This is a genomic window from Bacillus sp. sid0103 (assembly GCF_019219025.1).
Genome location: NZ_JAHUWN010000010.1, coordinates 175446 through 198335 on the forward strand (window position 1 = coordinate 175446; position 22890 = coordinate 198335).

General features: G+C 42.1%; 20 protein-coding genes, 2 rRNA genes and 1 riboswitch. Of the genes, 1 reads left to right on the forward strand and 21 read right to left on the reverse strand.

Going from position 1 to position 22890, the window contains the following annotated elements; translation table 11 throughout:
* Nucleotides 1-8: 8 nt before the first annotated feature.
* From pcrA to KW850_RS13375, 5 genes are all read right to left on the reverse strand, one after another.
* Complete coding sequence (pcrA, locus tag KW850_RS13355) at nucleotides 9-2285, reverse strand: DNA helicase PcrA (RefSeq protein ID WP_218348059.1); 2277 nt, start codon at nucleotides 2283-2285, stop codon at nucleotides 9-11.
* A gap of 71 nt (nucleotides 2286-2356) precedes the next feature.
* The gene (pcrB, locus tag KW850_RS13360; RefSeq protein WP_218348060.1) at nucleotides 2357-3040 is read right to left on the reverse strand and encodes a heptaprenylglyceryl phosphate synthase; all 684 of its coding nucleotides are present in this window, start codon (nucleotides 3038-3040) and stop codon (nucleotides 2357-2359) included.
* Nucleotides 3041-3403: 363 nt separating this feature from the next.
* On the reverse strand, nucleotides 3404-3718 hold the full coding sequence (locus tag KW850_RS13365; protein WP_218348061.1) for a YerC/YecD family TrpR-related protein: 315 nt from the start codon (nucleotides 3716-3718) through the stop codon (nucleotides 3404-3406).
* A gap of 34 nt (nucleotides 3719-3752) precedes the next feature.
* Nucleotides 3753-4805, reverse strand: a complete 1053-nt coding sequence (locus KW850_RS13370; protein ID WP_218348094.1) for a DUF3048 domain-containing protein — start codon at nucleotides 4803-4805, stop codon at nucleotides 3753-3755.
* Between the two features lie 64 nt (nucleotides 4806-4869).
* Nucleotides 4870-6615, reverse strand: a complete 1746-nt coding sequence (locus KW850_RS13375; protein WP_218348062.1) for an adenine deaminase C-terminal domain-containing protein — start codon at nucleotides 6613-6615, stop codon at nucleotides 4870-4872.
* A 288-nt stretch (nucleotides 6616-6903) separates the two neighbouring features.
* Here KW850_RS13375 and KW850_RS13380 point away from each other — a divergent pair, with 288 nt between their 5' ends.
* Nucleotides 6904-7209 carry a YgaP family membrane protein gene (locus tag KW850_RS13380; protein ID WP_218348063.1) on the forward strand — a complete coding sequence of 102 codons (306 nt, stop codon included), beginning with the start codon at nucleotides 6904-6906 and terminating at the stop codon, nucleotides 7207-7209.
* Between the two features lie 312 nt (nucleotides 7210-7521).
* Here the strand turns inward: KW850_RS13380 and purD are convergent, their stop codons facing one another.
* The 16 genes from purD to KW850_RS13460 form a co-directional block, all read right to left on the reverse strand.
* On the reverse strand, nucleotides 7522-8796 hold the full coding sequence (purD, locus tag KW850_RS13385; protein WP_218348064.1) for a phosphoribosylamine--glycine ligase: 1275 nt from the start codon (nucleotides 8794-8796) through the stop codon (nucleotides 7522-7524).
* A gap of 19 nt (nucleotides 8797-8815) precedes the next feature.
* The gene (gene purH / locus KW850_RS13390) at nucleotides 8816-10354 is read right to left on the reverse strand and encodes a bifunctional phosphoribosylaminoimidazolecarboxamide formyltransferase/IMP cyclohydrolase (protein ID WP_218348065.1); all 1539 of its coding nucleotides are present in this window, start codon (nucleotides 10352-10354) and stop codon (nucleotides 8816-8818) included.
* Entirely contained in the window at nucleotides 10329-10931 is a 603-nt protein-coding gene (gene purN / locus KW850_RS13395) for a phosphoribosylglycinamide formyltransferase (protein WP_218348066.1), read from the reverse strand. Before purN ends, purH begins: the two co-directional genes overlap by 26 nt.
* Nucleotides 10928-11962 carry a phosphoribosylformylglycinamidine cyclo-ligase gene (gene purM / locus KW850_RS13400; RefSeq protein WP_218348067.1) on the reverse strand — a complete coding sequence of 345 codons (1035 nt, stop codon included), beginning with the start codon at nucleotides 11960-11962 and terminating at the stop codon, nucleotides 10928-10930. The genes purN and purM overlap by 4 nt, the downstream gene beginning before the upstream one ends.
* 15 nt (nucleotides 11963-11977) lie before the next feature.
* On the reverse strand, nucleotides 11978-13381 hold the full coding sequence (gene purF / locus KW850_RS13405; RefSeq protein ID WP_218348068.1) for an amidophosphoribosyltransferase: 1404 nt from the start codon (nucleotides 13379-13381) through the stop codon (nucleotides 11978-11980).
* The gene (gene purL / locus KW850_RS13410; RefSeq protein ID WP_218348069.1) at nucleotides 13357-15582 is read right to left on the reverse strand and encodes a phosphoribosylformylglycinamidine synthase subunit PurL; all 2226 of its coding nucleotides are present in this window, start codon (nucleotides 15580-15582) and stop codon (nucleotides 13357-13359) included. The genes purF and purL overlap by 25 nt, the downstream gene beginning before the upstream one ends.
* Nucleotides 15566-16249, reverse strand: a complete 684-nt coding sequence (purQ, locus tag KW850_RS13415) for a phosphoribosylformylglycinamidine synthase subunit PurQ (protein WP_218348070.1) — start codon at nucleotides 16247-16249, stop codon at nucleotides 15566-15568. The genes purL and purQ overlap by 17 nt, the downstream gene beginning before the upstream one ends.
* A complete protein-coding gene (gene purS / locus KW850_RS13420; RefSeq protein ID WP_026564723.1) occupies nucleotides 16246-16500 on the reverse strand; it encodes a phosphoribosylformylglycinamidine synthase subunit PurS in 255 nt (84 codons plus the stop codon). The genes purQ and purS overlap by 4 nt, the downstream gene beginning before the upstream one ends.
* A complete protein-coding gene (purC, locus tag KW850_RS13425) occupies nucleotides 16493-17206 on the reverse strand; it encodes a phosphoribosylaminoimidazolesuccinocarboxamide synthase (RefSeq protein ID WP_218348071.1) in 714 nt (237 codons plus the stop codon). Before purC ends, purS begins: the two co-directional genes overlap by 8 nt.
* A gap of 285 nt (nucleotides 17207-17491) precedes the next feature.
* Nucleotides 17492-18790 carry an adenylosuccinate lyase gene (purB, locus tag KW850_RS13430; protein WP_218348072.1) on the reverse strand — a complete coding sequence of 433 codons (1299 nt, stop codon included), beginning with the start codon at nucleotides 18788-18790 and terminating at the stop codon, nucleotides 17492-17494.
* A 3-nt stretch (nucleotides 18791-18793) separates the two neighbouring features.
* Nucleotides 18794-19942 carry a 5-(carboxyamino)imidazole ribonucleotide synthase gene (gene purK / locus KW850_RS13435; RefSeq protein WP_218348073.1) on the reverse strand — a complete coding sequence of 383 codons (1149 nt, stop codon included), beginning with the start codon at nucleotides 19940-19942 and terminating at the stop codon, nucleotides 18794-18796.
* The gene (gene purE / locus KW850_RS13440) at nucleotides 19935-20420 is read right to left on the reverse strand and encodes a 5-(carboxyamino)imidazole ribonucleotide mutase (RefSeq protein ID WP_218348074.1); all 486 of its coding nucleotides are present in this window, start codon (nucleotides 20418-20420) and stop codon (nucleotides 19935-19937) included. The genes purK and purE overlap by 8 nt, the downstream gene beginning before the upstream one ends.
* A 174-nt stretch (nucleotides 20421-20594) precedes the next feature.
* A riboswitch (purine riboswitch) is annotated at nucleotides 20595-20696 on the reverse strand.
* Between the two features lie 89 nt (nucleotides 20697-20785).
* Nucleotides 20786-20983: an NETI motif-containing protein gene (locus tag KW850_RS13445; RefSeq protein ID WP_218348075.1), complete on the reverse strand. Its 198-nt coding sequence runs from the start codon at nucleotides 20981-20983 to the stop codon at nucleotides 20786-20788.
* Between the two features lie 27 nt (nucleotides 20984-21010).
* The gene (locus tag KW850_RS13450) at nucleotides 21011-21868 is read right to left on the reverse strand and encodes a mechanosensitive ion channel family protein (protein WP_218348076.1); all 858 of its coding nucleotides are present in this window, start codon (nucleotides 21866-21868) and stop codon (nucleotides 21011-21013) included.
* A gap of 719 nt (nucleotides 21869-22587) precedes the next feature.
* Nucleotides 22588-22704: ribosomal RNA gene (gene rrf / locus KW850_RS13455) — 5S ribosomal RNA — on the reverse strand.
* Nucleotides 22705-22779: 75 nt separating this feature from the next.
* Nucleotides 22780-22890: ribosomal RNA gene (locus KW850_RS13460) — 23S ribosomal RNA — on the reverse strand; the annotation flags it as partial.

Genomic DNA, 22890 nt, shown 5'->3' on the forward strand with positions numbered 1-22890 from the left:
TGCTAATTCTAAGCTTTCGTGATCGGAGCAAATTTGGCTAACAGGCGTTTAATTCCAACCGGGCTTGGAAACGCGATATCGAGTTCGGTTCCTTCTCCTTGGCCTTTGACGCTCACAACGGTTCCGGTTCCCCATTTCCCATGCTGAGCTTTATCGCCGACCTTCCAGCCGATTTCATCTCCAGCAGCAGCTGCTGAAACTGGGCGCATAACTGGTTTTCTCGCTGAAGCCGGTGTACTAAAGGACGTTTTCGGTGTTCCGAATGTGGAGGCTCGAGCAGAGCCAAATGATTTACCAGTCGTTGATCCAAATGGTGAGTTCATTTTTTTCTCTGCCGGTTCAACACCTTCAATCAGGTCAGCCGGGATCTCACTTATAAAGCGGGACGGAGGGTTCATATTCGTTCTTCCAAACAATGTCCGCATTTGTGCATTGGTCAAGAACAGCGTTTGCTCCGCTCTTGTAATGCCCACATAGGCAAGACGGCGCTCTTCTTCCATTTCTACTTCTTCCATCAATGAACGGCTATGCGGGAAGACGCCTTCCTCCATTCCAATTAAGAAAACAACCGGGAATTCCAAGCCTTTCGCCGAATGCAACGTCATCAGGGTAATCGAATCAACCTTCTCCTGGGTCTCTTCATCAAGTGCATCAATGTCAGCTACAAGGGCTAAATCAGTTAAAAAGGCTACTAGACTCTTATCTTCGCTCGAATCCTCAAAGCTTTTTGTCACCGATAATAATTCTTCAAGGTTCTCGAGGCGGCTTTGGGCTTCAAGCGATTTTTCCGCTTTAAGCATTTCACGGTACCCCGTTTTATCTAGCACTTCTTCAACGAGTTCTGTCACAGATAGATACTCTTGCATATTGGTATAATTACCAATTAAATCGCGAAATTCTCGCGCGGCTTTCGTGATTTTCGGACTTAATCCTAACAGTTCTACGGACTCAAGCGCTTGGAAAAGAGATAAATCATGCATGTCTGCAAAATTGGCAATTTTATCAACGGAACTTGAACCAATCCCGCGTTTTGGCACATTAATGATCCGGCGCAAACTAATATCATCATCAGGATTTGAGATTAAGCGTAAATAAGCAAGCATGTCCTTGATTTCTTTCCTGTCATAGAACTTTGTCCCGCCGACGATGGAGTATTCGATGTTCGATTTAAGGAGCACTTCCTCCATCACACGGGACTGAGCGTTCGTGCGATAAAGAATAGCAATGTCCGTTAATTTATATTGATTATTACGAGTAATCTCTTTAATTTTTCCAGCAACGAATTGCGCTTCGCTTTGCTCGCTGTCAGCACGGTAATAAACCAGCTTGTTTCCCTCTGGGTTTTCTGTCCAAAGATTCTTCGCTTTTCGGTTCATATTGTTTTCGATCACCTTGTTTGCTGCTAAAAGAATCCTTTTTGTAGAGCGGTAGTTTTGCTCTAGTAAAATAACTGTTGCATTTGGATAGTCTTTTTCGAACGAAAGGATATTGGCGATATCCGCTCCGCGCCATCGATAAATGGATTGGTCCGAATCCCCTACCACGCATAAATTTTTAAAACGACTTGCCAACTGCTTAACTAATAGATATTGGGCTTTGTTCGTATCCTGATACTCATCCACATGAATATATTGAAATTTGCGCTGATAATATTCGAGAACATCCGGAACCCGTTTAAATAATTGGATCGTCATCATAATCAGGTCATCAAAGTCCAATGCCTGATTTTTACGTAAACGCTTCTGGTATTCCTCGTACACATTGCCGACGACATCTTCAAAATAGCCCCCGCCTGTTTTCTTATACTCTTCAGGATCAATCAACTCATTTTTAGCGGAACTGATTGCCCCTAAGATGGCACGGGGATCAAATTTTTTCGGATCAATATTTTTTTCTTTTAGAATGGTTTTCACTACAGATTGCTGATCGGTTGAATCAAGAATCGTAAAATTTCGGTTAAAACCGATCCGGTCGATATCTCTGCGTAAAATTCTTACACACATCGAGTGAAAAGTGGAAATCCAAATTTCTTCAGCTACTCCGCCCATCATTTTCCCAATCCGTTCTCTCATCTCGCGAGCGGCTTTATTTGTAAATGTAATCGCCAAAATATTATAAGGATTAACCCGTTTCTCTACGATTAAATAGCCAATTCGATGTGTAAGCACCCTTGTTTTACCACTTCCGGCTCCGGCCATTAGTAACAGTGGTCCATCGGTTGTTTTAACAGCACTTTGCTGCTCTGGATTCAGTCCGTTTAATAGCTTATCACTTAAATATTGCATATTATCCACCACCATCACAAACATTTGTTCTTATTTTTATCTTATCGTTTTTCTTCTTTATAAGCAATGATCTATCGATTGATCTTTATAGTTTCTAATGCTAGATCAAAATTTTCGTAAATAACGTTTCCGACCACAATGACATCTGCGTGCTTGGCCATTTCTTGAGCCTGTTCGATTGTTGAAATTCCACCGCCATAAAAAAGGACCGTTTTATCAAGTGCCTTTTTCACGTCCGCAATTAAGTTAACATCCCCATATTTACCGCTGTATTCAATATAAAATATGGGCAGGTGAAACATTTTTTCCGCCATAACCGCGTAGGCAGTTACCTCTTCACTTGTTAAGGTTGTATTTGCATTTGTCAGTTTTGCAGCTTTGCAGTCCTCGTTCAAGATGCAGTAGCCCTCCATGACAATTTCTTCCCAATCCATGATTTCACCAAATTCTCTAACTGCATGGTGGTGAAGTCCGGTAATCCATTTGGTATCGCTGCTGTTTAAAATGGTGGGAATAAAGTAAAGATCGAACCCTGGTGTAACGGTCTCAATGGTTGAAACTTCAAGGACACACGGTACCGAGAATCTACGAATTCTCGCCATTAAATCGAGGACGTTTTCTAGTGTAATCCCATCTGTGCCCCCCACCATTATTGCATCCGTGCCGGACTCACAGATTTTTTCTAAATGTTCATCCGATAGTTCTTTATTTGGGTCGAGTTTGAACACATGCCGCCACTCGCGAAAATCATACATCAAAAAGATCCTCCCACATCATTAATTCCATTACACCATTATAGCACTAGCCGATTCGATAAAAAAGAAAACACTAAATCTAAATTTTAACAGAAATGCTTTGTTAAACTTGCCTGTTGATTGGAACAAAAGAAGCTGGGCTTTCCGAGGGCTGCCAGCGAGCCTCCTCGAGCTTTGCTCCAGGCGGGGTCTCTCGCAGGACATTGATTAAGCTCCGTCGAATCAACACAGCACGAAGGAAATGCGATAGCATTTTCGAGGATCTCGCGCCTTCCGTTCCATTCAACAGGATGCCAAAATCAACAATAAGCATTAACATAACAATCAGAAAAAAAAAAACCGAAGAGCTGCTCTTCGGCTTGTTTATTCCTGTTCTGTTAAAGTCTTGTCATTCTTGATTCGCTCTAATACCATTTCATACGTATCGTTTCCATAATTCAAACAACGTTTCACCCGTGAAATGGTAGCTGTGCTTGCTCCGGTTTCCGTTTCAATTTTGTGATACGTATTTCCCTCGCGAAGCATTCTTGCTACATCAAGACGTTGTGCTAGTGATTGGATTTCATTAATCGTACATAAATCATCAAAGAATCGATAACATTCTTCAAGATCTTTTAATGAAAGAACTGATTGAAATAACTGATCAAGTTCTTTTCCCCGTAATTTATTAATTTGCATATTCTTTAACCCCTTTAGTTGTTAAAATGTCTATTTAGTTCAGATCAAGCGAGACGCTCTTCTGGAGGCCTGGATTGGTTGGAACCACATTAATCCATGTTTTACCTTGTACGAGTGGAACTTCTTCGCCGTTTTTGACTGGAACAATTTCGCCGTTCTTATTCTTCCATTCCACTTGGTTGACCTTACCCTTTTGAAGGAGATACGCCTTGCCGCCAGACTCAAAATCAATTTCGCGGCGCCCATAGGAATCGATAAACTGATGCTTAGCCTCGATAATAAAAATATTATCAACTAACACAGGCGCTTTGGTATCTAAGTCAACGGTTTGCTCATCGCCTGAAAAACGCTTATATTTGCCTGTTGCTGTATCAAAATCAAATCTAGAGTTGGAAATTCCGCCCTTTGAATAGGTAATCTTAACAGATTTCGAAGGGGCGCCTGGAATATTCTTACTCTCTTCCTCTGTCATAAACTTAAATGGTGCAGGACCTTTTGCCATTGAATATTTCTTCTGCTTTGCACCTTTTAAAATATTTTCATACGTAATATAGGAGTTATGGGGTGCTTTCCGGGTCTTAGAACGTTTAAATAGCGTACCATCATAGACCATTCCATTTAAATTATCGATATAGTTACTATTAAGGAGTTTCTTTGCTTCCGGGCTATAGCCGTGGGCAATGTAAAGGGCGTTAAGTCCCTTTGCCAAGAAAATATAATAATCACGTGCACTCCTTACCGGACCAATTTTTTCCGGTTTTTCACTTTGAAAAACGGCTAGAAAGCGTGTAATATCCCCTTCAGCAAGTATTTCATAGATGAGATCCGCTTTATTGAGGCCTGATTGCGGTCTTGCTTTTGGGTGATTATTAATCATTACTGCAACAGCTCTAGTATCTGTACTTGCTTTTGACCCCACCCCTGTTAATGGGTAAAAATAAGGGTCCACTGGTTTCTCTGCTGGTGGTTTAGGCGCTGCTGGTGTCACCGGTTTTTCCTCTTTAACAGGTTCCGTTACCTTTTCCTTATTACTACATCCAGAAAGCAGTAACAGGAAAACTAACATGAAAACAGCCCATTTTTTCATTTTCATGATCACCCCTATTTACTTTCTAACTCTTTCACGCTTTAATCCTTTACTCACATACAGTTTAACGCATTATTGACGGAAAGAGTACTGTTTTATTCATAACATCGTACATTCCCTGTGGCGTTATCCGAATATAAGGCAAATGTGTCGCAGAAAAGAAGGCAAGACTGTAGATTGGATCAGCAAATGTGTAACCCCGCTCTCTTAACTCACTAAGCAACTGTTTTTCTTGGCCGATTAAATCCTCTATCGGAAGGTTTGACATGATTCCACTTAATTTTAAGGGAAGCTCGCAAACTACTTGATGATCTTCTACCATTACAATGCCGCCGCCTAATTCTTTCATTCTATTAAAAGCCTGAAGCATATCTTCTTTGTTTTTCCCTATTAAAATAATATCTCCTGTATTGGAGTAGGAACTTACCAATGCTGATAATTTCGTGGCAAATCCTTTTAATAGTGTATTAATTCTCCAGTTCCCATTTTTGTCCATCAGGGTAAAATAGCACTCATCATGATTCGAAGATAATTCATCTCCGGAAGCATCGATGGAAATCGAATATGGTTTCGTAATGACGGCGTTTTCCATCTTGATCCCAAATGGCATCGAAAACTGCAAATCATCTAACGTTAATTCCCAATCCACATCCAATGACTTTAGCCCATACTCATCCCAATTAATCGGAGAATAAGCATCGACAACAGGGTTTCCATCCCTTTTCACCCATTTTCCTTTCGCAAGTACGGACATAGGTGTTGGATTTTCAATACTGGATAAAAAGTTGATATTAGCGACTCGGCCAGTCGCAATATTCCCATGGAGATGCTCAATTTTGTAATATCGTGCAATATTTACAGTGGCCATATTATAGGCATCGATGGCTGGAACACCTTTCTCCATCGCAATGCGGATCATCTCATCTGTGAATCCTTGTTCATAAAAGGTCGAAGATGAACCGTCTGTATTAAACATTAATCGATCATAAGCATCAATGCCTAATCGCTTCATATCATCGAGGATATTTGGTAAATCTGGTCGAATTGAGGAATACCGTAAAGAGACCATATATCCTTGCATTAAGCGATTATATACATCTTCACCCGTCATTGCTTCATGGTCAGAATCAGCACCAAGCAGTATCATTTTGGCCAATGTTTTTTCTGAAGCTCCCGGGAAGTGGCCTTCTATCTGCTTGCGCATCCGTTTAGCTTCTTGAATCCAATGAAGCATCATATCATCGCCATCTAAGAGTTTCGGCCATCCTGTTAACTCTCCGCCCTGCAGAACCGCATCGTGCTCAAGCCATGATTTAACATTACTATGTGAAAAAATTTCTTCTTCATTCAGAATCTCGGTTTGTGAATCAAAACGGCTCCACCAAAACATCGTGGATGGGATCGAACGTAGATCCTTCAATAATGAAAACGCTTCCTTTTTTTTCAAATGTAAAATAAGCGCCATATTATCATTGATTAACGTTGTCGTCCCAAACTGGGATGCATATGCCGCAAGCGTTAGGGGATTATATAATTGAAACGGATGAGCATGTGGTTCGATATAGCCTGGAACAAGTATCTCATTGGTACAATCAATGATTTCACAATTATCAAGTTGAACTGGCAGGTTTTCGCCCACGTAAACAATCCGATCATCATATATCCAAATATTCGCTCTCAACCACTTTTGAAACGTCTGATTTAAGTACAAGGCGTTTTTCAATAAAATGGTTGGAGACGCTTTTCCATCCAAGATGGAAACATGCATGCGTAAGTGTTTATTTTTCCAGCGATAACGTTGTTCTAGCATACGTCTTCCTCCCCTTTCAAAAAACTATCTATATAACGAAATGCGAAAGCGCCTTGCTCAGGGGCAACATGCATTAAGATAAGTCCTGACAGAAGGCGTAATTTTTGCCTTCCGAAGTGATCGGCTTACCCGAGCCCCTTGGCACTGCAGCTGAACAATAATAAGTTGATTTAACAACAAAGAAAGCCCTTACAAAAAATTCTTTAGTTACTATACTATCATATTTTACTGTTTAACGCATTAAAGAATTGATAATAATTGTAAACAATTTGTGAAGGAGTGAACATAATGAATGTGAAACCTAATATTAGTATTATTAATGCATTAATTCGAATCACCCTTGGATTAACGATTCTTTCCTGGACCACCTCCAAACTCGTCAAACAACCTTGGAGGGATTCCTATTTATTTGTTGCTATGTGTGGTGCAATGAAGGTGGCTGAAGGAATTGTCCGCTTTTGTCCGCTCACTGCATTATTTGAAAAATGTCAGTGCATGATTTCTGAGCATGATCAGGCAATGGATTCAATGAATGGGATGGAAGGCCTCACTAATAAAAATCACGAAGAAATGTTACCTTATAATCCAACTTAAAGTGTAATTGTAAATGTTTTACAATTATTGTAATAATAATTGAAATTTTGGTAAATAAATTCGATATTTCGTAAAAATAGTTCAAATTTTAGTGGAAAGATCCAATATTTCGTATAAAAAGTCCAAATTTTTTTAGATTGAATCAATTTTAACTTTTATTTAGCTAAAAAAAGAGCTGACCCTTGTGGTCAGCCCTTTTTAGGAGTTGATTTTATATATTTTGGGAGTATCTTACCGATATGTTGTTTGTATCGGCAGCATTGTGGCACTGCTTTATGCATTTATCCGTCGCACTGTTAAAAGGCGTACCTGTTAGTTTGTTACGGGGTGGATTGCTTTTGCCCCGATATCTTTTCGATAAAATACACCATTAGATGTTAACTTTTCGAGTTCATGATACACTTTTTTGCGTGCTTCCACTAAGTCTTCAGCCTTAGCACCGACCAGAAGCACCCTGCCTCCTGCAGTCACAAACTCACCTTCCTCATTTTTGGCGGTTCCAGCATGAAAAGTAAACACCTCTTGAGAATTAAAATCAGCCAAGCCAGTTAGGACTGCACCTTTTTCATAGGCTTCAGGGTACCCTTTTGCAGCCACTACAGCGCCGATCATCGTTTGGTCATCCCATTCTAAAGCCGGTGTTCCCCCATCTAATAACTCGATGATGACTGAAACTAAATCTGAATTCAATCGAGGCAGGATTACTTGTGTCTCAGGGTCACCAAAGCGGGCGTTAAATTCGATTACCTTTGGCCCTTCAGTTGTTTTAATTAAGCCTGCATAAAGGACACCGCAAAAACTTCTTCCTTCTTCAACCATAGCTTTTGCTGCAGGAATAAGCACGGTTTCAATCGCAGTTTGAACTGTCTTCTCACCGATCTGAGGAACAGGAGAGTACGCTCCCATTCCGCCTGTATTGGGACCAAGGTCACCATCATAGGCCCGTTTGTGGTCCTGGGCAATTTCAAGCGGAACGACGACCTCACCGTTTACAAACGCCATCAAAGAAAATTCTTCACCTGCTAAGAACTCTTCAATAACCACCCGAGAAGAGGCGGCACCAAATTTGGCACCAATGAGCATTTCTTCTATGCTTGCAAGCGCCTCTTCTTTCGTGAGGGCAACAGTGACACCTTTGCCCGCTGCTAATCCGTCTGCTTTAATGACAATTGGTGCACCTTTTTCTTCTATATAGTTTCGGGCATCCTCATAGTTCGTAAACACAGCATAGTCAGCGGTAGGAATTTGATATTTCTTCATTAGTTCTTTAGCAAATGACTTGCTGCCTTCAATCTCAGCCGCTGCAGCACGAGGACCGAAAACAGCCAAACCAGCAGCTTCAAATTTATCAGCCAACCCTTCAAGCAAAGGAACCTCAGGTCCGATAATGGTTAAGCCGACATTGTTCTCCTTAGCAAATTGAAGAAGTTGTTCATGTTCTGACTCCGCAATCGCGATGAGCTCTGCTACATCCGTCATCCCGACATTCCCCGGTGCGACAAATACTTTATCTACATTTACGCTTTCACTTACTTTTCGGCAAATCGCATGTTCTCTGCCGCCACGGCCGATAATCAGTACGTTCATTCGAATGCCCTCCAACCGATTAATGTTTGAAATGTCTTACACCCGTAAACACCATTGCAATTCCATATTCATCTGCTTTTTTAATTGAATCTTCATCACGAATCGATCCACCCGGTTGAATAATCGCTGTAATACCCGCTTTCGCAGCTGCTTCAACAGTATCGTCCATTGGGAAAAAGGCGTCAGATGCAAGGGCTGCTCCCTCTGCTTTTGAACCTGCTTGTTTAAGGGCTATTTCCGCTGCTCCCACTCGGTTCATCTGCCCTGCACCGATTCCGATCGTCATATCATTAGCTGTAACGACAATGGCGTTGGATTTCACATGTTTAACAACCTTCCAGCCAAGCTTCAATGCTTCCCATTCAGCATCTGTCGGTTGTCTTTTCGTCGCAATCGTTACCTTAGCGTCTTCTAACGTAAAACGGTCCTGATCCTGAACAAGCAATCCGCCTTCAATCGTTGTCATTTTTCGCTCTGGTTTTTTTGCTTCGTTAAACGGAATCGTTAACAGGCGAAGATTCTTTTTCCCTGTTAAGACCGCTAACGCTTCTTCTGAAAAGGACGGTGCAATAATAATCTCTAAAAAGATCTCATGAAGTTTAACCGCTGTTTCGGCATCCACTTCCCGGTTAAAGGCAATGATTCCGCCAAAAATCGAGACAGGGTCAGCTGCAAAGGCTTTTGTGAACGCCTCATACGCTGTTTTTCCTGTTCCAACACCGCATGGATTCATATGCTTGACCGCTACTGCTGCTGGTTCCACAAATTCTTTTACAATTTGCAGGGCAGCGTCAGCATCGTTGATATTATTATAGGATAACTCTTTGCCATGAAGTTGCATGGCATTTGCAATCGAGAACGTTGAGCCAAGAGGCTTTTTATAAAAGGCTGCCTGTTGATGTGGATTTTCACCGTATCGAAGTGTTTGTTTCAATTCATAAGTAACCGTTAATTGCTCTGGGTTTTCTTCTTCAGCCAGATTGGTCATGTATTCAGCAATTAAGGCATCATATGCCGCCGTATGACGGAACACTTTTGCTGCAAGCTTTCTTCTTGTTTCAAACGTTGTTGTGCCGTCCGCCTTTAATTCAGCAATAACTGTCTGGTAATCAGCTGGATCGACGACCACCGTTACATATTGATGGTTTTTGGCAGAAGCGCGCAGCATAGTTGGCCCGCCGATATCAATGTTTTCAATTGCATCTGCTACCGTTACATCTGGTTTAGCAATGGTTTGCTGGAAGGGATAAAGATTGACACAAACGAGTTGAATCGCTTGAATTCCATGCTCGTCTAGCTGTTGTTGATGGTTCGCGTCATCTTGTTTGGCGAGCAAGCCGCCATGGATGAAAGGATTTAAAGTTTTCACACGGCCTTCTAGAATTTCTGGAAATCCGGTTACATCACTAACACTAAGAACAGGAATTCCCTGCTCTTGAAGGGCTTTTTTCGTGCCTCCTGTGGAAATCAGTTCATATCCCAAGCTGACGAGTTCCTTCGCAAACTCAGTAATTCCATTTTTGTCAGAAACACTAATTAACGCACGCTTTTGTGTCATTTACTACATCTCCTTGTGTCAATAGCATTTGAAGTACGGATGGATAAAGCTTGTGTTCGCTTTTCTGGATTTTGTGCTGCAGGCTCTCTCTTGTCTCATTCTCGTCCAGTCGAACCCGCTCCTGAATAATAATCGGACCTGTATCCATTCCTTCATCAACATAATGGATGGTAATCCCGCTCCACTTCACTTGAGCAGCCAATGCTTGCCCGATGGCATCCTTGCCTGGAAATGCTGGAAGCAATGATGGGTGGATATTGACGATTCTGCCTTTATACTCAGCTAACAATTTGGAACCAATCAAACGCATGTATCCGGCTAGGACAATGAATTCAACACCATAGGCCTTTAATTGGGCTATAATCTCTTCTTCAAAATGTTCCTTACTAGGATAATCCTTTGCAGTAAAAACAAAACTTGGGATCCCCGCGGCTTTTGCTCTTTCAATCGCAAAAGCACCCGGTTTATCGCAAACTAAAAGTGAAATGTCTGCATCAAGTTCTCCCACTTGGACCACATCTATAATCGCTTGGAGATTACTGCCGCTCCCTGATGCAAATACCGCGATCTTTTTCATTGACGGCCACCTTGAGCCTTTATCTGAATTCCTTTATTACCAGTAACCACGCCAATTTCATAGGCAGTTTCCCCTGATTGTTTAAAATGTTCTAATACATCAGGTGCCTGTTCACGGTCCACAGCGATAACCATACCAATACCCATGTTAAAAATATTATACATCTCTTGGTAATCAATTTGTCCATGAGAAGAGATTAGTTTGAACACAGGAGGAATCTCCCAGCTTTTTTCATACAGTTCAGCTCCAAGGCCATCAGGTAACATACGAGGAATGTTTTCAATAAACCCACCGCCCGTGATATGAGCCATACCTTTTAGTTGGAACTTTTTCAACGCAGACAAAATCGGTTTTACATAAATTTTTGTAGGCTTGAGTAATTCTTCTCCTAATGTACAGCCGAGTTCATCGACGAAATCTAGTAACGACCAGTCATTAAACACTTTTCTAACTAGTGAATAGCCATTGCTGTGAATGCCGCTTGACGCTAAGCCAATCAGGACATCCCCCTCTTGAATCGTTTCACCTGTAATGAGCTCCGATTTTTCACACGCTCCCACCGTAAATCCGGCTAAATCATATTCATTTTCACTATACAAACCAGGCATTTCCGCTGTTTCACCGCCAACGAGTGCACAGCCGGCCTGCTCACATCCGTCTGCAATCCCTTTGACAATTGCCTCGATTTTTTCAGGCTGTGCTTTACCGCAGGCGATATAATCTAGAAAGAACAAGGGCTCCGCCCCTTGAACGACAATATCATTGACACACATGGCAACCGCATCGATCCCGATCGTATCATGCTGGTCCATCCAAAAAGCAATCATCAGTTTCGTGCCTACCCCATCGGTGCCTGACACCAAAACAGGTTCTTTTAATTGGAGTGCAGATAAATCGAACATGCCCCCAAATCCACCCAAGCTGCCAAGGACGCCAGCCCGGGCTGTTTTTTGAACATGCTTTTTCATTCTCTCTACCGCTTCATAGCCTGCTTCAATATTGACTCCTGCTTGCTTATACGCATTTGCCACGCTGCTCGCTCCTTCCTACTTCTGATAATAATATTGGAGTGTATCAGGATAAATTTCTGTTGGGTAATTTCCGGTGAAACAGCCTAGGCAATATCCATTCGTTCCTTCTTGACCTAAGGCATTCATCATGCCCTCTACACTGATAAAGGTTAATGAATCGGCTCCAATAAGTTCTCTAATTTCCTCAACACTTTTATCAGAGGCAATTAATTCCTCTTTTGTTGATGTATCAATTCCATAAAAACATGGATTCTTAATAGGCGGGGAGCTGATGACTACATGCACTTCGGTCGCTCCAGCTTCTTTTAAAAGATTCACAATTCTTCTGCTAGTCGTACCGCGTACAATTGAGTCGTCGACCATGATGACCCGTTTCCCTTCCACGACTCCACGAACAGCCGAGAGTTTCATCTTAACCCCTTGCTCCCGTAACGTTTGGGATGGCTGAATGAAGGTTCTTCCGACATAACGGTTTTTAATTAATCCCATTTCGTAAGGAATACCTGCTGCTTCCGCATAGCCGATTGCTGCTGAAATACTGGAATCAGGAACCCCTGTTACAACATCTGCATCAATAGGAGCTTCCATTGCCAATCTTTTGCCCATATTTTTGCGGGCGGTATGGACGTTGATCCCTTGAATATTGCTATCAGGTCTTGAAAAATAAATATATTCCATCGTACAAATTGCTTTTGTTGAACTAACAGCGAATTGTTCAGATACTATTCCCTGGTCATTGATAATTAAAAGTTCTCCTGGCCGAATATCACGAATATATTCCGCTCCCACGACATCAAAGGCACAGGTTTCCGATGCAACAACATAGGCATCACCCAAAGAACCCAGTGAAAGAGGTCTTAAGCCGTGCGGATCAAGTGCCACCATTAATTCGGTTTCTGTCATGATAAGGTAGGCATAAGCCCCTTTTAACATCGAGAGCGCGTTTTTGGCACGGTCTTTAGAATCAGAGTAGCCACTTCTTTTCATTAGGTGAGCTAAAACTTCGGTATCAGAGCTGGTTTGAAAAATGCTCCCTTGGGCTTCCAACTGATGTTTTAATGAATTAACGTTAACTAAATTACCATTATGGGCTAGTGCAAGGCTACCCATTTGGGAATGGAACAAGAGCGGTTGGACGTTTTCGTAACCGCCGCCTCCTGCCGTTGCATAGCGAACGTGACCAATGGCAGATGTACCTGTTAATTCCTTCATGGCTTCAGATGTAAAAATCTCAGCAACTAATCCTTCACCCTTTACCCCTTTAAGCTTTTTGCCATCAGAGACCACGATACCGGTCCCTTCCTGCCCACGATGCTGCAGGCTGTGAAGTCCGTAATAGGTCAGCTGAGCTGCATCCTGGTGTCCCCAGACACCAAAGATGCCGCACTCTTCATTTAATCCCTTGATTTCAGGTAGCATGGGATCGCCCCTTTCCAGGCCGCTTTTAATTCTTCAATGGAAGCTTCAAGTACAATTGACTCACCATTGGTAATTTCTAGTGTTGCTGTATTATTCACCGTACCAATTTGTACTGCTTCTACTAAACTTTCAAACTCATGCTTATGTTCTGCTTTTACGGTTAAAAGAAAACGAGATTGTGTTTCACTGAATAAAGCCGACACTGGATTTCCAGCGATGTTTACTTCTGCACCAAGCTGTTCATTCGTGAAAAGACATTCAGCTAATGCCACGGCTAATCCGCCTTCTGATAAATCATGCGCTGACTCCACCACTCCTGCACGAATCGCCGCAAGAACCTGGTTTTGTCTTTCTTTTTCAATCGTTACATTTAATTCAGGGGCTTTTCCAAAAACCCTGCCGTTTAGAAGTTTTTGCAACTCACTACCGCCGAATTCATCCTTCGTATCCCCCACTAAATAGATGAGATCGCCGCTATTTTTAAAGTGTTGCGTAGTGATATGGTCAATATCTGTTACTAAGCCCACCATACCGACGACTGGGGTTGGATAAATGGCTGTACCGCTTGTTTCGTTATATAAAGAGACGTTCCCACCAATAACTGGTGTTTCCAGGACACGGCAGGCTTCGCTCATACCATCTGCTGCTTTTTCAATCTGCCAGAACACTTCTGGTTTTTCCGGGTTTCCGAAATTTAGGTTATCAGTAATCGCTAGTGGTTCCGCACCAGAACAGACAATATTGCGGGCTGCTTCTGCTACAGCAATTTTTCCGCCTGTTTCTGGATCTAAATAGACATAACGGGAATTACAATCTGTTGTCATCGCCAGTGCTTTTCGTGTGCCGCGGATTCTTACAACCGCTGCATCAGAACCTGGGGAAACGACCGTGTTCGTACGCACCATATAGTCATACTGCTCATAAACCCATTCCTTGCTAGCTACCGTTGACTGGCTTAAAAGGCTTACTAACGTTTCTTTCAAATCGTCAACCAGAGGAACTTGGTTTTCCATTGCTTGAAATTCAGCAAAATAGCTTGGTTCTTTTGATGGCTTATGGTAAACCGGTGCTTCTTCCGCTAGTGCATCTGCCGGAACATCCGCCACGATTTCTCCTTTATGGAATAGGCGCATCTGTTTATCGCTAGTAACCGTTCCAATACCTACGGCTTCTAGGCCATATTTTTCAAAAAGATCAACGATTTCTTGTTCTCTTCCCTTTTTAACAACAATCAACATCCGCTCTTGAGATTCTGACAACATCATTTCATAAGCGGTCATTCCTGTTTCACGCTGTGGCACCAAGTCTAAATTCATCTCAATGCCCATTCCAGCTTTACTGGCCATTTCTGCTGATGAACTAATAAGTCCCGCTGCACCCATATCTTGAATTCCGACAAGTGCATCACAATGAATTAGTTCTAAGCAAGCTTCTAACAACAGCTTCTCCATGAATGGATCACCAACTTGAACCGCTGGACGGTCTTCACTCGATTGTTCGGTCAGTTCCTCAGAAGCGAATGTTGCACCATGGATTCCGTCACGGCCGGTTTTCGCACCAACGTACATAACCGTATTGCCTTCCCCATGTGCTTGCCCTTTTTTAATGTCTTTATGATCAATTAAGCCCACACACATGGCATTAACAAGAGGATTTCCTTCATAACATGGATCAAATTGGATTTCGCCGCCGACCGTTGGAATTCCAATACAGTTTCCATATCCAGCAATTCCCGCTACAACCTCTTTGAATAAGTAACGGACGCGGGCTGAATCAAGTTCACCGAACCGAAGTGAGTTTAACATCGCGATTGGTCTTGCTCCCATCGAGAACACATCGCGGATGATTCCGCCCACCCCAGTTGCAGCTCCTTGATAAGGTTCAATAGCTGATGGGTGATTATGACTTTCTATTTTAAAAACAACTGCCTGTTCATCACCAATGTCAACGATACCGGCACCTTCACCAGGTCCTTGCAGAACTCGTTCGCCTGTAATTGGGAACTTTCTAAGAATCGGCTTAGAATTTTTGTAGCTGCAATGTTCCGACCACATAACAGAGAATAGGCCTGTTTCGGTATAATTCGGTGTACGGCCAAGAATATTTTCAACCATTGCAAATTCTTCGTCGGACAAACCCATTTGCTGATAGATTTTTTCTGCTTTGATCTGATTAGGATTTGGTTCAAGCGTTGACAACATGTGCTTCCCTCCAAGCTTTTACAATCGATTGAAACAATTTTAGTCCATCTGCGCCGCCGAGCAATTCATCGACAGCTCTTTCTGGGTGTGGCATCATACCAAGAACATTTCCTTTTTCATTGGTAATGCCGGCAATATCAGCGAGACTTCCGTTCGGATTCTGGTTATAAGTAAAGATGATTTGATTATTCTCTTTCAGTTTCGCGAGTGTTTCCTCGTCACAATAGTAGTTTCCTTCCCCGTGTGCGACAGGGATGACAATCGTTTGGTTAGGTTCATATGCGGAGGTAAACATTGTTTGGTTGTTTTCCACCTTTAATTCGACAGGCTTGCAAATAAACGATAGGCTTTCATTTCGTCTCATCGCTCCAGGAAGTAACCCTGCTTCAAGCAGAATTTGGAATCCGTTACATACTCCAAGGACCGGCTTTCCTGCTTCTGCAGCTTTGATAACTTCCTTCATAACATTACTAAATCTAGCGATAGCTCCGGTGCGTAAATAATCGCCAAATGAAAATCCGCCTGGAAGCAGAACTCCATCAAATTCTTCTAGGCTTTCAGCATCATGCCAAACATATTCCACTTGTTCACCCAATTCATCTTGAATGGCATGGAACATATCAACGTCACAATTTGATCCAGGAAAGACGATAACCGCAAATTTCACAGAGTAACACACTCCTCTACTTCGTAACGGTAATCTTCAATAACCGGATTCGCTAAAAGGTTGGTACAAATTTCATTGATTACTTCATTAATATCACGATCAGATTTTTCAATGGTTAATTCCATATATTTACCGATGCGGACATCGGCCACTTCCTTATAGTTTAAAGAGTGTAAAGAGTTCGTTACCGCTTTTCCCTGAGGGTCTAAAACACTTTCTCTTAATGTGACAAATACCTTTACTTTATACATGCTGATGTCCTCCCAATCTCGCTAAAATATTTTCATAGGCATCTGTTAAACTTCCTAAATCACGGCGGAATACGTCCTTATCGAGCTTTTCATTTGTTTGTTGATCCCACAGTCTGCAAGTGTCTGGGGAAATCTCATCGGCAAGTAAAACCGTTCCTTCTGCGTCTTTGCCAAATTCAAGTTTGAAATCAATCAGGCGGATCCCTAGGTTTGCAAAGAACTCAGCTAACACGGTATTAATCTCTAAGGCCTTTTCTTTTAATTGCGCGATTTCCTCTTGTGATGCTAGTTTTAATTCAAGAGCATGATCGATCGTTAACAGCGGATCACCGAGTTCATCATTTTTTAAGTAAAACTCAACGATTGGCCCTGATAACTCGCGCCCTTCCTCGATTCCCAACCTTTTTGAAAAGCTGCCAGCTGCCACATTTCGAACAACCACTTCGAGGGGAATGATGGATACTCTCTTCACCAATTGCTCCGTTTCTGAAATCCGCTTAATGAAGTGGGACTCAATTCCTCGTTCTTTCAACTTTGAAAATAACAAACTAGTAATCTCGTTATTGAGGCGGCCTTTGCCGGTGATATCAGCCTTTTTTTGTCCGTTATACGCCGTTGCCGAATCTTTGTACTCAACTAAAACAATTTGCTCGTCATCTGTTGCGTAAATCCGTTTCGCTTTTCCTTCATAAAGAAGTTCTGTCATCGTGGAAGTGCCTCCTAATTTTCAATATTGGGAATCTTCAGGATAAGTAGTTGTCAGATTACCCTAAAATTGGTGAACTATTTTTCCAGAGAATTAATCCAGTTTTCATGGGTTTGGCAGCCAATAACCTTTATTGGCTACCTTAACCCGTTTTTTCTTGTGGTCGGTCGTCAATCGACCCGATTGGTTACCTTAAACCTGCTTTTTTCGCTCGGTCGGTCGTCAATAGTCTCGATTGGTTACCTTTACCCTGCTTTTTTCACGTCTTCGGTCATCAATCGACCCTTACTCATTCAACCCTAAGCGATCAAAAATCGTATCTACATGTTGCAGATGATAGTTATAATTAAAGCAATCTGCAATTTCTGCTTCCGATAGCAGCGAAGTAACCTTTTCCTCAGCTTCAATCAAGCTGCGGAAGGGAACTTGCTTTTCCCATGCGTCCATTGCCTTTGGCTGCACGGTATCATACGCTTCTTCACGAGATAAACCTTTATCAATTAACGCGAGCAATACGCGCTGGGAGTAAATTAAGCCCAGTGTCCGCTCCATGTTACGCTTCATATTCTCCGGATAAACAGTCAAGTTCTTCACAATATTCCCGAAACGATTCAGCATATAATTCAAACCGATTGTTGCATCAGGTAAGATGATCCGTTCCGCTGATGAATGGGAAATATCACGCTCATGCCAAAGTGGTACATTTTCATACGCAGTCAGCATATACCCGCGGATCACACGAGCAATCCCCGTCATATTCTCGGAACCGATTGGATTCCGTTTATGCGGCATCGCTGAGGATCCCTTCTGTCCTTTTGCAAAAAACTCTTCCACTTCACGCGTTTCACTCTTTTGCAGCCCACGAACCTCAACGGCGAATTTCTCAATCGAAGTGGCAATCAAGGCGATTGTTGACATGTAGTGAGCATGACGGTCACGCTGTAAGGTCTGCGTCGAAATTGGTGCCCGTTGCAGTCCTAATTTTTCACAAACGTATTGTTCTACAAACGGATTAATATTGGCGTAAGTACCGACTGCACCAGAGATTTTCCCAAACTCAATCCCTTCTGCTGCCTGCTTAAATCGCTCCAGGTTCCGTTTCATTTCTTCATACCATAAGGCAAGCTTTAAGCCAAATGTTGTCGGCTCAGCATGGACCCCGTGCGTGCGTCCCATCATTACTGTGAATTTATGTTCTTGTGCCTTGTTTCTTAAAATCTCAATAAAGTTTTCCAAGTCCTTTTGGATAATAGCGTTGGCCTGCTTTAAGATATAAGATAGGGCCGTATCGACAACATCCGTTGACGTTAATCCGTAATGAACCCATTTCTTCTCTTCCCCTAATGTCTCAGATACAGCGCGGGTAAAAGCAACCACATCATGTCTTGTTTCTTCTTCAATCTCTTTAATGCGGTCGATATTGAAAGAGGCATTTTCACGAAGCTTCTGCACATCTTCCTTTGGGATGTCACCTAGTTCTGCCCATGCTTCACAGGCTAGTATTTCTACCTCAAGCCATGCGTTAAAGCGGTTTTCCTCTGTCCAAATAGCTCCCATTTCTGGTCTTGTATAACGATCTAACATCTTTTATCCCCCGATCTTTTCTTTTGCTGTTTTCCATATGTTGCTCATTTCAGCCTCTTTTAGTGCATCCTCGACACTATTTCTTAAAATAGTCACATGACCCATTTTCCGTTTTATTTTCGGAACTTTTTTTCCATATAAATGAATTTTCCAGTCTTTTACCTTTGGAATGCTTTCATTTAAGTTTTCAAGATGTTCTCCTAATAGATTGACCATAACAGCTGGTTTTAACAACTCCGTACTTCCAAGCGGCCAATTACAGATTGCGCGGATATGTTGTTCAAATTGTGAGGTCTCACAGGCTTCAATTGAATAATGTCCTGAATTATGAGGCCGTGGTGCTAATTCATTGATGTAAATGGTTCCGTTATTCGTAACAAACATCTCCACAGCAAGCGTACCTACTAAACTAAGGGAGTCAGCTAACTGTTTTGCCATCTGAATCGCTGTCTCTTTGGTAATCTCTGAAATTCGCCCCGGAACAATCGTTTTATGTAGCATATTTTCTTCATGTTCGTTTTCCGCTACAGGAAAAATCGCTGTTTCACCGTTCTGTTTCCGGGTTACAATAACGGAAATTTCTTTTTCAAACGGGATCCATTTTTCTAACACACAGGCTCCGTGGTTGAGAAGCGTCTCTCCTTGGAAAAGATCTTGTTTGTCTTTGATCACTAACTGGCCTTTCCCATCATAACCGCCTCTGGCTGTTTTTAAAACCGCTGGATAGCCGATTGTTTCTATTTTTAAAAATAAGTCCTCTGTGCTGTAAATATCCTCATATGCAGCTGTCTCTAACCCTGCCTGTTGAATGGCCCGTTTCTCTTTGATTCGGTCCTGTGTGATTGTTAATAGTTTAGGGCCTTGTGGCACATTCGCCTGTTCACAAAGCCAGTTTAACGTGTCTGCATCAATGTTTTCAAATTCATAGGTGATGACATCACTGAGTTCCGCTAATTGGCTGATGGCCTCTCGATCACTATAAGCCCCAATCACCTCAACATCGGCTATCTGTCCACATGGTGAATTCGCTTCTGGTTCTAACACCGCAATCCGAAAACCCATCGCCTTTGCTGCTAATGTCATCATTCTCCCCAATTGACCGCCGCCGATGATTCCAATCGTTGCTCCAGGTAAAATTGTTTTTTCAGACAAGTTGATCACTGCTTTCTATCACATCTTGTTTGGTAGCTTCTCGTTTAGTTTCTAATTTTTCGGCAAGTTCAAGGTCTTGCGTTGCTAAAATTTGAACAGCCAGTAATCCGGCATTCACGGCACCTGCTTTTCCTATTGCCACTGTGGCCACCGGTACCCCTCCTGGCATTTGTACGATTGATAGCAAGGAGTCTAAACCGTTTAAGGCTTTAGATGGAGCAGGAACCCCGATGACAGGCAAAGTTGTTTTCGCCGCCACCATGCCCGGCAAATGAGCTGCCCCGCCGGCTCCGGCAATAATAACTTTAATCCCTTTTCCCCTTGCTTCCTCAGCATAGCTAAACATCAAATCAGGTGTGCGGTGTGCTGAAACAACCTTTTTTTCATATGGAACTTCAAACTGATCTAGTATATCACACGCATGTCTCATTGTTTCCCAATCCGACGTGCTCCCCATAATGACACCAACCAGATTCATTTCTCTTCTCCCCTTCACGAACTACTAGTTTTGAGATATGTTCTAATCCTTAAGGTTAATCGGCTAAATTAAAAATGCCCGGACAAATAGCATCTCTGGTAAGAGAAAGCCATTTGTCCGAGCATTATGATGATAATGACATCATAAATTAAGGGGCATCCCCTTATTGTGCCAGACTTATTGACTTTCCCTCATAGTCCAATAATTTACGGTTATTGGGTAGAAACTTATGGGCCATATTCCCATGGATATACGAGGGTAAAGATAAATTGTTTAAATCACTTCTATATCTTACAATCAACTCATTTAGGTGTCAACCCAATTAATCGAACAATATTTTCAAATAAAACTTTAATGTTCGTGTTTTACTCAATTAGTGTGCCTTCAAAGATAATTTGGCGCGCAGCTGGTTCATAAATGGTTTCTTTTCCTTTTTTTATTTCTTGAAAAATCGGCTTTTCCGTGCGGCGTACAGGCGTATAGCCCAACTTTTTCATTCTATTCAAGCAGTCCTCAATACTTTCATTTTCCTGTACCTCAAATTGCATTTTCTTCTTTCCCATTGACAATAAGTACCTCACTTTCCATCATTATTTTCCCTCTTTTAAAAAAACATTGTCAACCTGTTTTAGCAACATTGTGTCCTCTGCTAGTTTTATATCATAATCAAACAAGGTTTGGGCGATAATCCGCCTTGCTTCTTTTGCGGCATCCCAGTAATAGGCATCATCGACAAGGCCCGTAATCGTATATTCTATCCCCCTGTATCCGGAATTGATTGTGGTCATCCCATATACTTTGAACGGTTCTACCGGGCAGTTTGTTGGGTCTAATTTTAAACAGTCTTCATGCTGTTCATTGATTTTATCGACTGCCATCTCGAGAACATCAAACACCCTTTCAGGATTTTCCCGGTAGCTCACCACTACTCTTTCAATCACCCGCATTTGCTCAATATTGAAGTTATGAATCTGTTTTACTTCTCCATTGCTAATGGTTAATACCTTACCACTCCATTCTCGTATCTTTAAGAACCTTAATCCTATGTCCACTACGGTTCCATTAAAGGTATTATTGATGGTGATAAAATCACCTTTATGCAGTTGTTTTTCATAAATCAAGAAAACTCCCGAGAGAATATCTTTAATGATGCTTTGGGCTCCAAACCCAACGATTACACCGACTACCCCGGCCCCAGCCAGTATTCTGCCAAAATTGCTTACATATTGAGATATGGCAAAAAAGATGAAACTAATCGTTGCTGTATATTTGGTTAACGAGCGGATCATACTTTCAATCGTTTGCTCTTTCCGCTCTTCAATGAAATTGGTCTTTATAAAAAAATTATGAACCGTTTTATTAATAATAAAGACAATGACCCTTGCAATAATAGCAGCTATTATAATGCTTACCAGCTTATAGTGATGCAAAAATTCCATCCAATTCATCAAATCACCTCAATCATGATTAGTCTTTGCAATGTTTGCTTGTAAAAACGATTGATGGGAAAATATTTTATAGAATAAAAAAAGAACAACTAGATCAGGGACGCTGCTGGCAATTTTTTATCAACCGATCCAATTGAGTTGTTCTTAAATGTAGTTGGCTGTTGAAGCTCTCTTATGGACAATGGATAAGCGGCATCCTCTGTCGAAATTTTACTTTTACATTGGCTTATGTAACTGATTGTGACCGGTCTTATTGGTGTTCTTGATGCACGAGCACTGTGGACCTTTTAGAGAGAGGCCGTTCTGTTCTTTTTCAGAGTCCACGGGCACTGTAAACACTTTAGAGTGACCGGCCTGTACTTTTTTCCGCGTCCACGGTCACTGTGAACCATTCAGAGGGACCGCTCTGTGCTTTTTTCTGCGTCCTCGGGCACTGTGAACCATTCAGAGGGACCGTTCTGTGCTTTTTTCTTCGTTCACGGGCACTGTGAACCATTCAGAGGGACCGTCCTGTACTTTTTTCTGCGTCCTCGGGCACTGTGAACCATTCAGAGGGACCGTTCTGTGCTTTTTTCTTCGTTCACGGGCACAGTGAAACTAAATAGTGACTACCTCATCACTTACTTCCTCATTTTCACCATTATTAACTCACTCATCACCTAATATCCGAACAGTTACAACAACAAAAAAAAACAACCCTCTCGGGTTGTCTTTAGTGTGCCTGGCAACGTCCTACTCTCACAGGGACGCGTGTCCCAACTACCATCGGCGCTGAGAAGCTTAACTTCCGTGTTCGGTATGGGAACGGGTGTGACCTTCTCGCCATAATTGCCAGACTATTTAATTGAGGTATCATTCCCTCAAAACTAGATAATGCAGAAGAAGTTTGTAAACCCGAGATTGCCTTAAAAATGGTTAAGTCCTCGAACGATTAGTATCAGTCAGCTCCACATGTTACCACGCTTCCACCTCTGACCTATCAACCTGATCATCTTTCAGGGTTCTTACTAGCTTGCGCTATG

Bases quoted from the DNA above. Each gene is read 5' to 3' on its own strand.
- pcrA (WP_218348059.1), bottom strand. From the start codon at position 2,285: ATGCAATATTTAAGTGATAAGCTATTAAACGGACTGAATCCAGAGCAG.
- pcrB (WP_218348060.1), bottom strand. From the start codon at position 3,040: ATGTATGATTTTCGCGAGTGGCGGCATGTGTTCAAACTCGACCCAAAT.
- KW850_RS13365 (WP_218348061.1), bottom strand. From the start codon at position 3,718: ATGCAAATTAATAAATTACGGGGAAAAGAACTTGATCAGTTATTTCAA.
- KW850_RS13370 (WP_218348094.1), bottom strand. From the start codon at position 4,805: ATGAAAAAATGGGCTGTTTTCATGTTAGTTTTCCTGTTACTGCTTTCT.
- KW850_RS13375 (WP_218348062.1), bottom strand. From the start codon at position 6,615: ATGCTAGAACAACGTTATCGCTGGAAAAATAAACACTTACGCATGCAT.
- KW850_RS13380 (WP_218348063.1), top strand. From the start codon at position 6,904: ATGAATGTGAAACCTAATATTAGTATTATTAATGCATTAATTCGAATC.
- purD (WP_218348064.1), bottom strand. From the start codon at position 8,796: ATGAACGTACTGATTATCGGCCGTGGCGGCAGAGAACATGCGATTTGC.
- purH (WP_218348065.1), bottom strand. From the start codon at position 10,354: ATGACACAAAAGCGTGCGTTAATTAGTGTTTCTGACAAAAATGGAATT.
- purN (WP_218348066.1), bottom strand. From the start codon at position 10,931: ATGAAAAAGATCGCGGTATTTGCATCAGGGAGCGGCAGTAATCTCCAA.
- purF (WP_218348068.1), bottom strand. From the start codon at position 13,381: ATGCTACCTGAAATCAAGGGATTAAATGAAGAGTGCGGCATCTTTGGT.
- purL (WP_218348069.1), bottom strand. From the start codon at position 15,582: ATGTTGTCAACGCTTGAACCAAATCCTAATCAGATCAAAGCAGAAAAA.
- purS (WP_026564723.1), bottom strand. From the start codon at position 16,500: ATGTATAAAGTAAAGGTATTTGTCACATTAAGAGAAAGTGTTTTAGAC.
- purC (WP_218348071.1), bottom strand. From the start codon at position 17,206: ATGACAGAACTTCTTTATGAAGGAAAAGCGAAACGGATTTACGCAACA.
- purB (WP_218348072.1), bottom strand. From the start codon at position 18,790: ATGTTAGATCGTTATACAAGACCAGAAATGGGAGCTATTTGGACAGAG.
- purE (WP_218348074.1), bottom strand. From the start codon at position 20,420: ATGAATCTGGTTGGTGTCATTATGGGGAGCACGTCGGATTGGGAAACA.
- KW850_RS13445 (WP_218348075.1), bottom strand. From the start codon at position 20,983: ATGGGAAAGAAGAAAATGCAATTTGAGGTACAGGAAAATGAAAGTATT.
- KW850_RS13450 (WP_218348076.1), bottom strand. From the start codon at position 21,868: ATGAATTGGATGGAATTTTTGCATCACTATAAGCTGGTAAGCATTATA.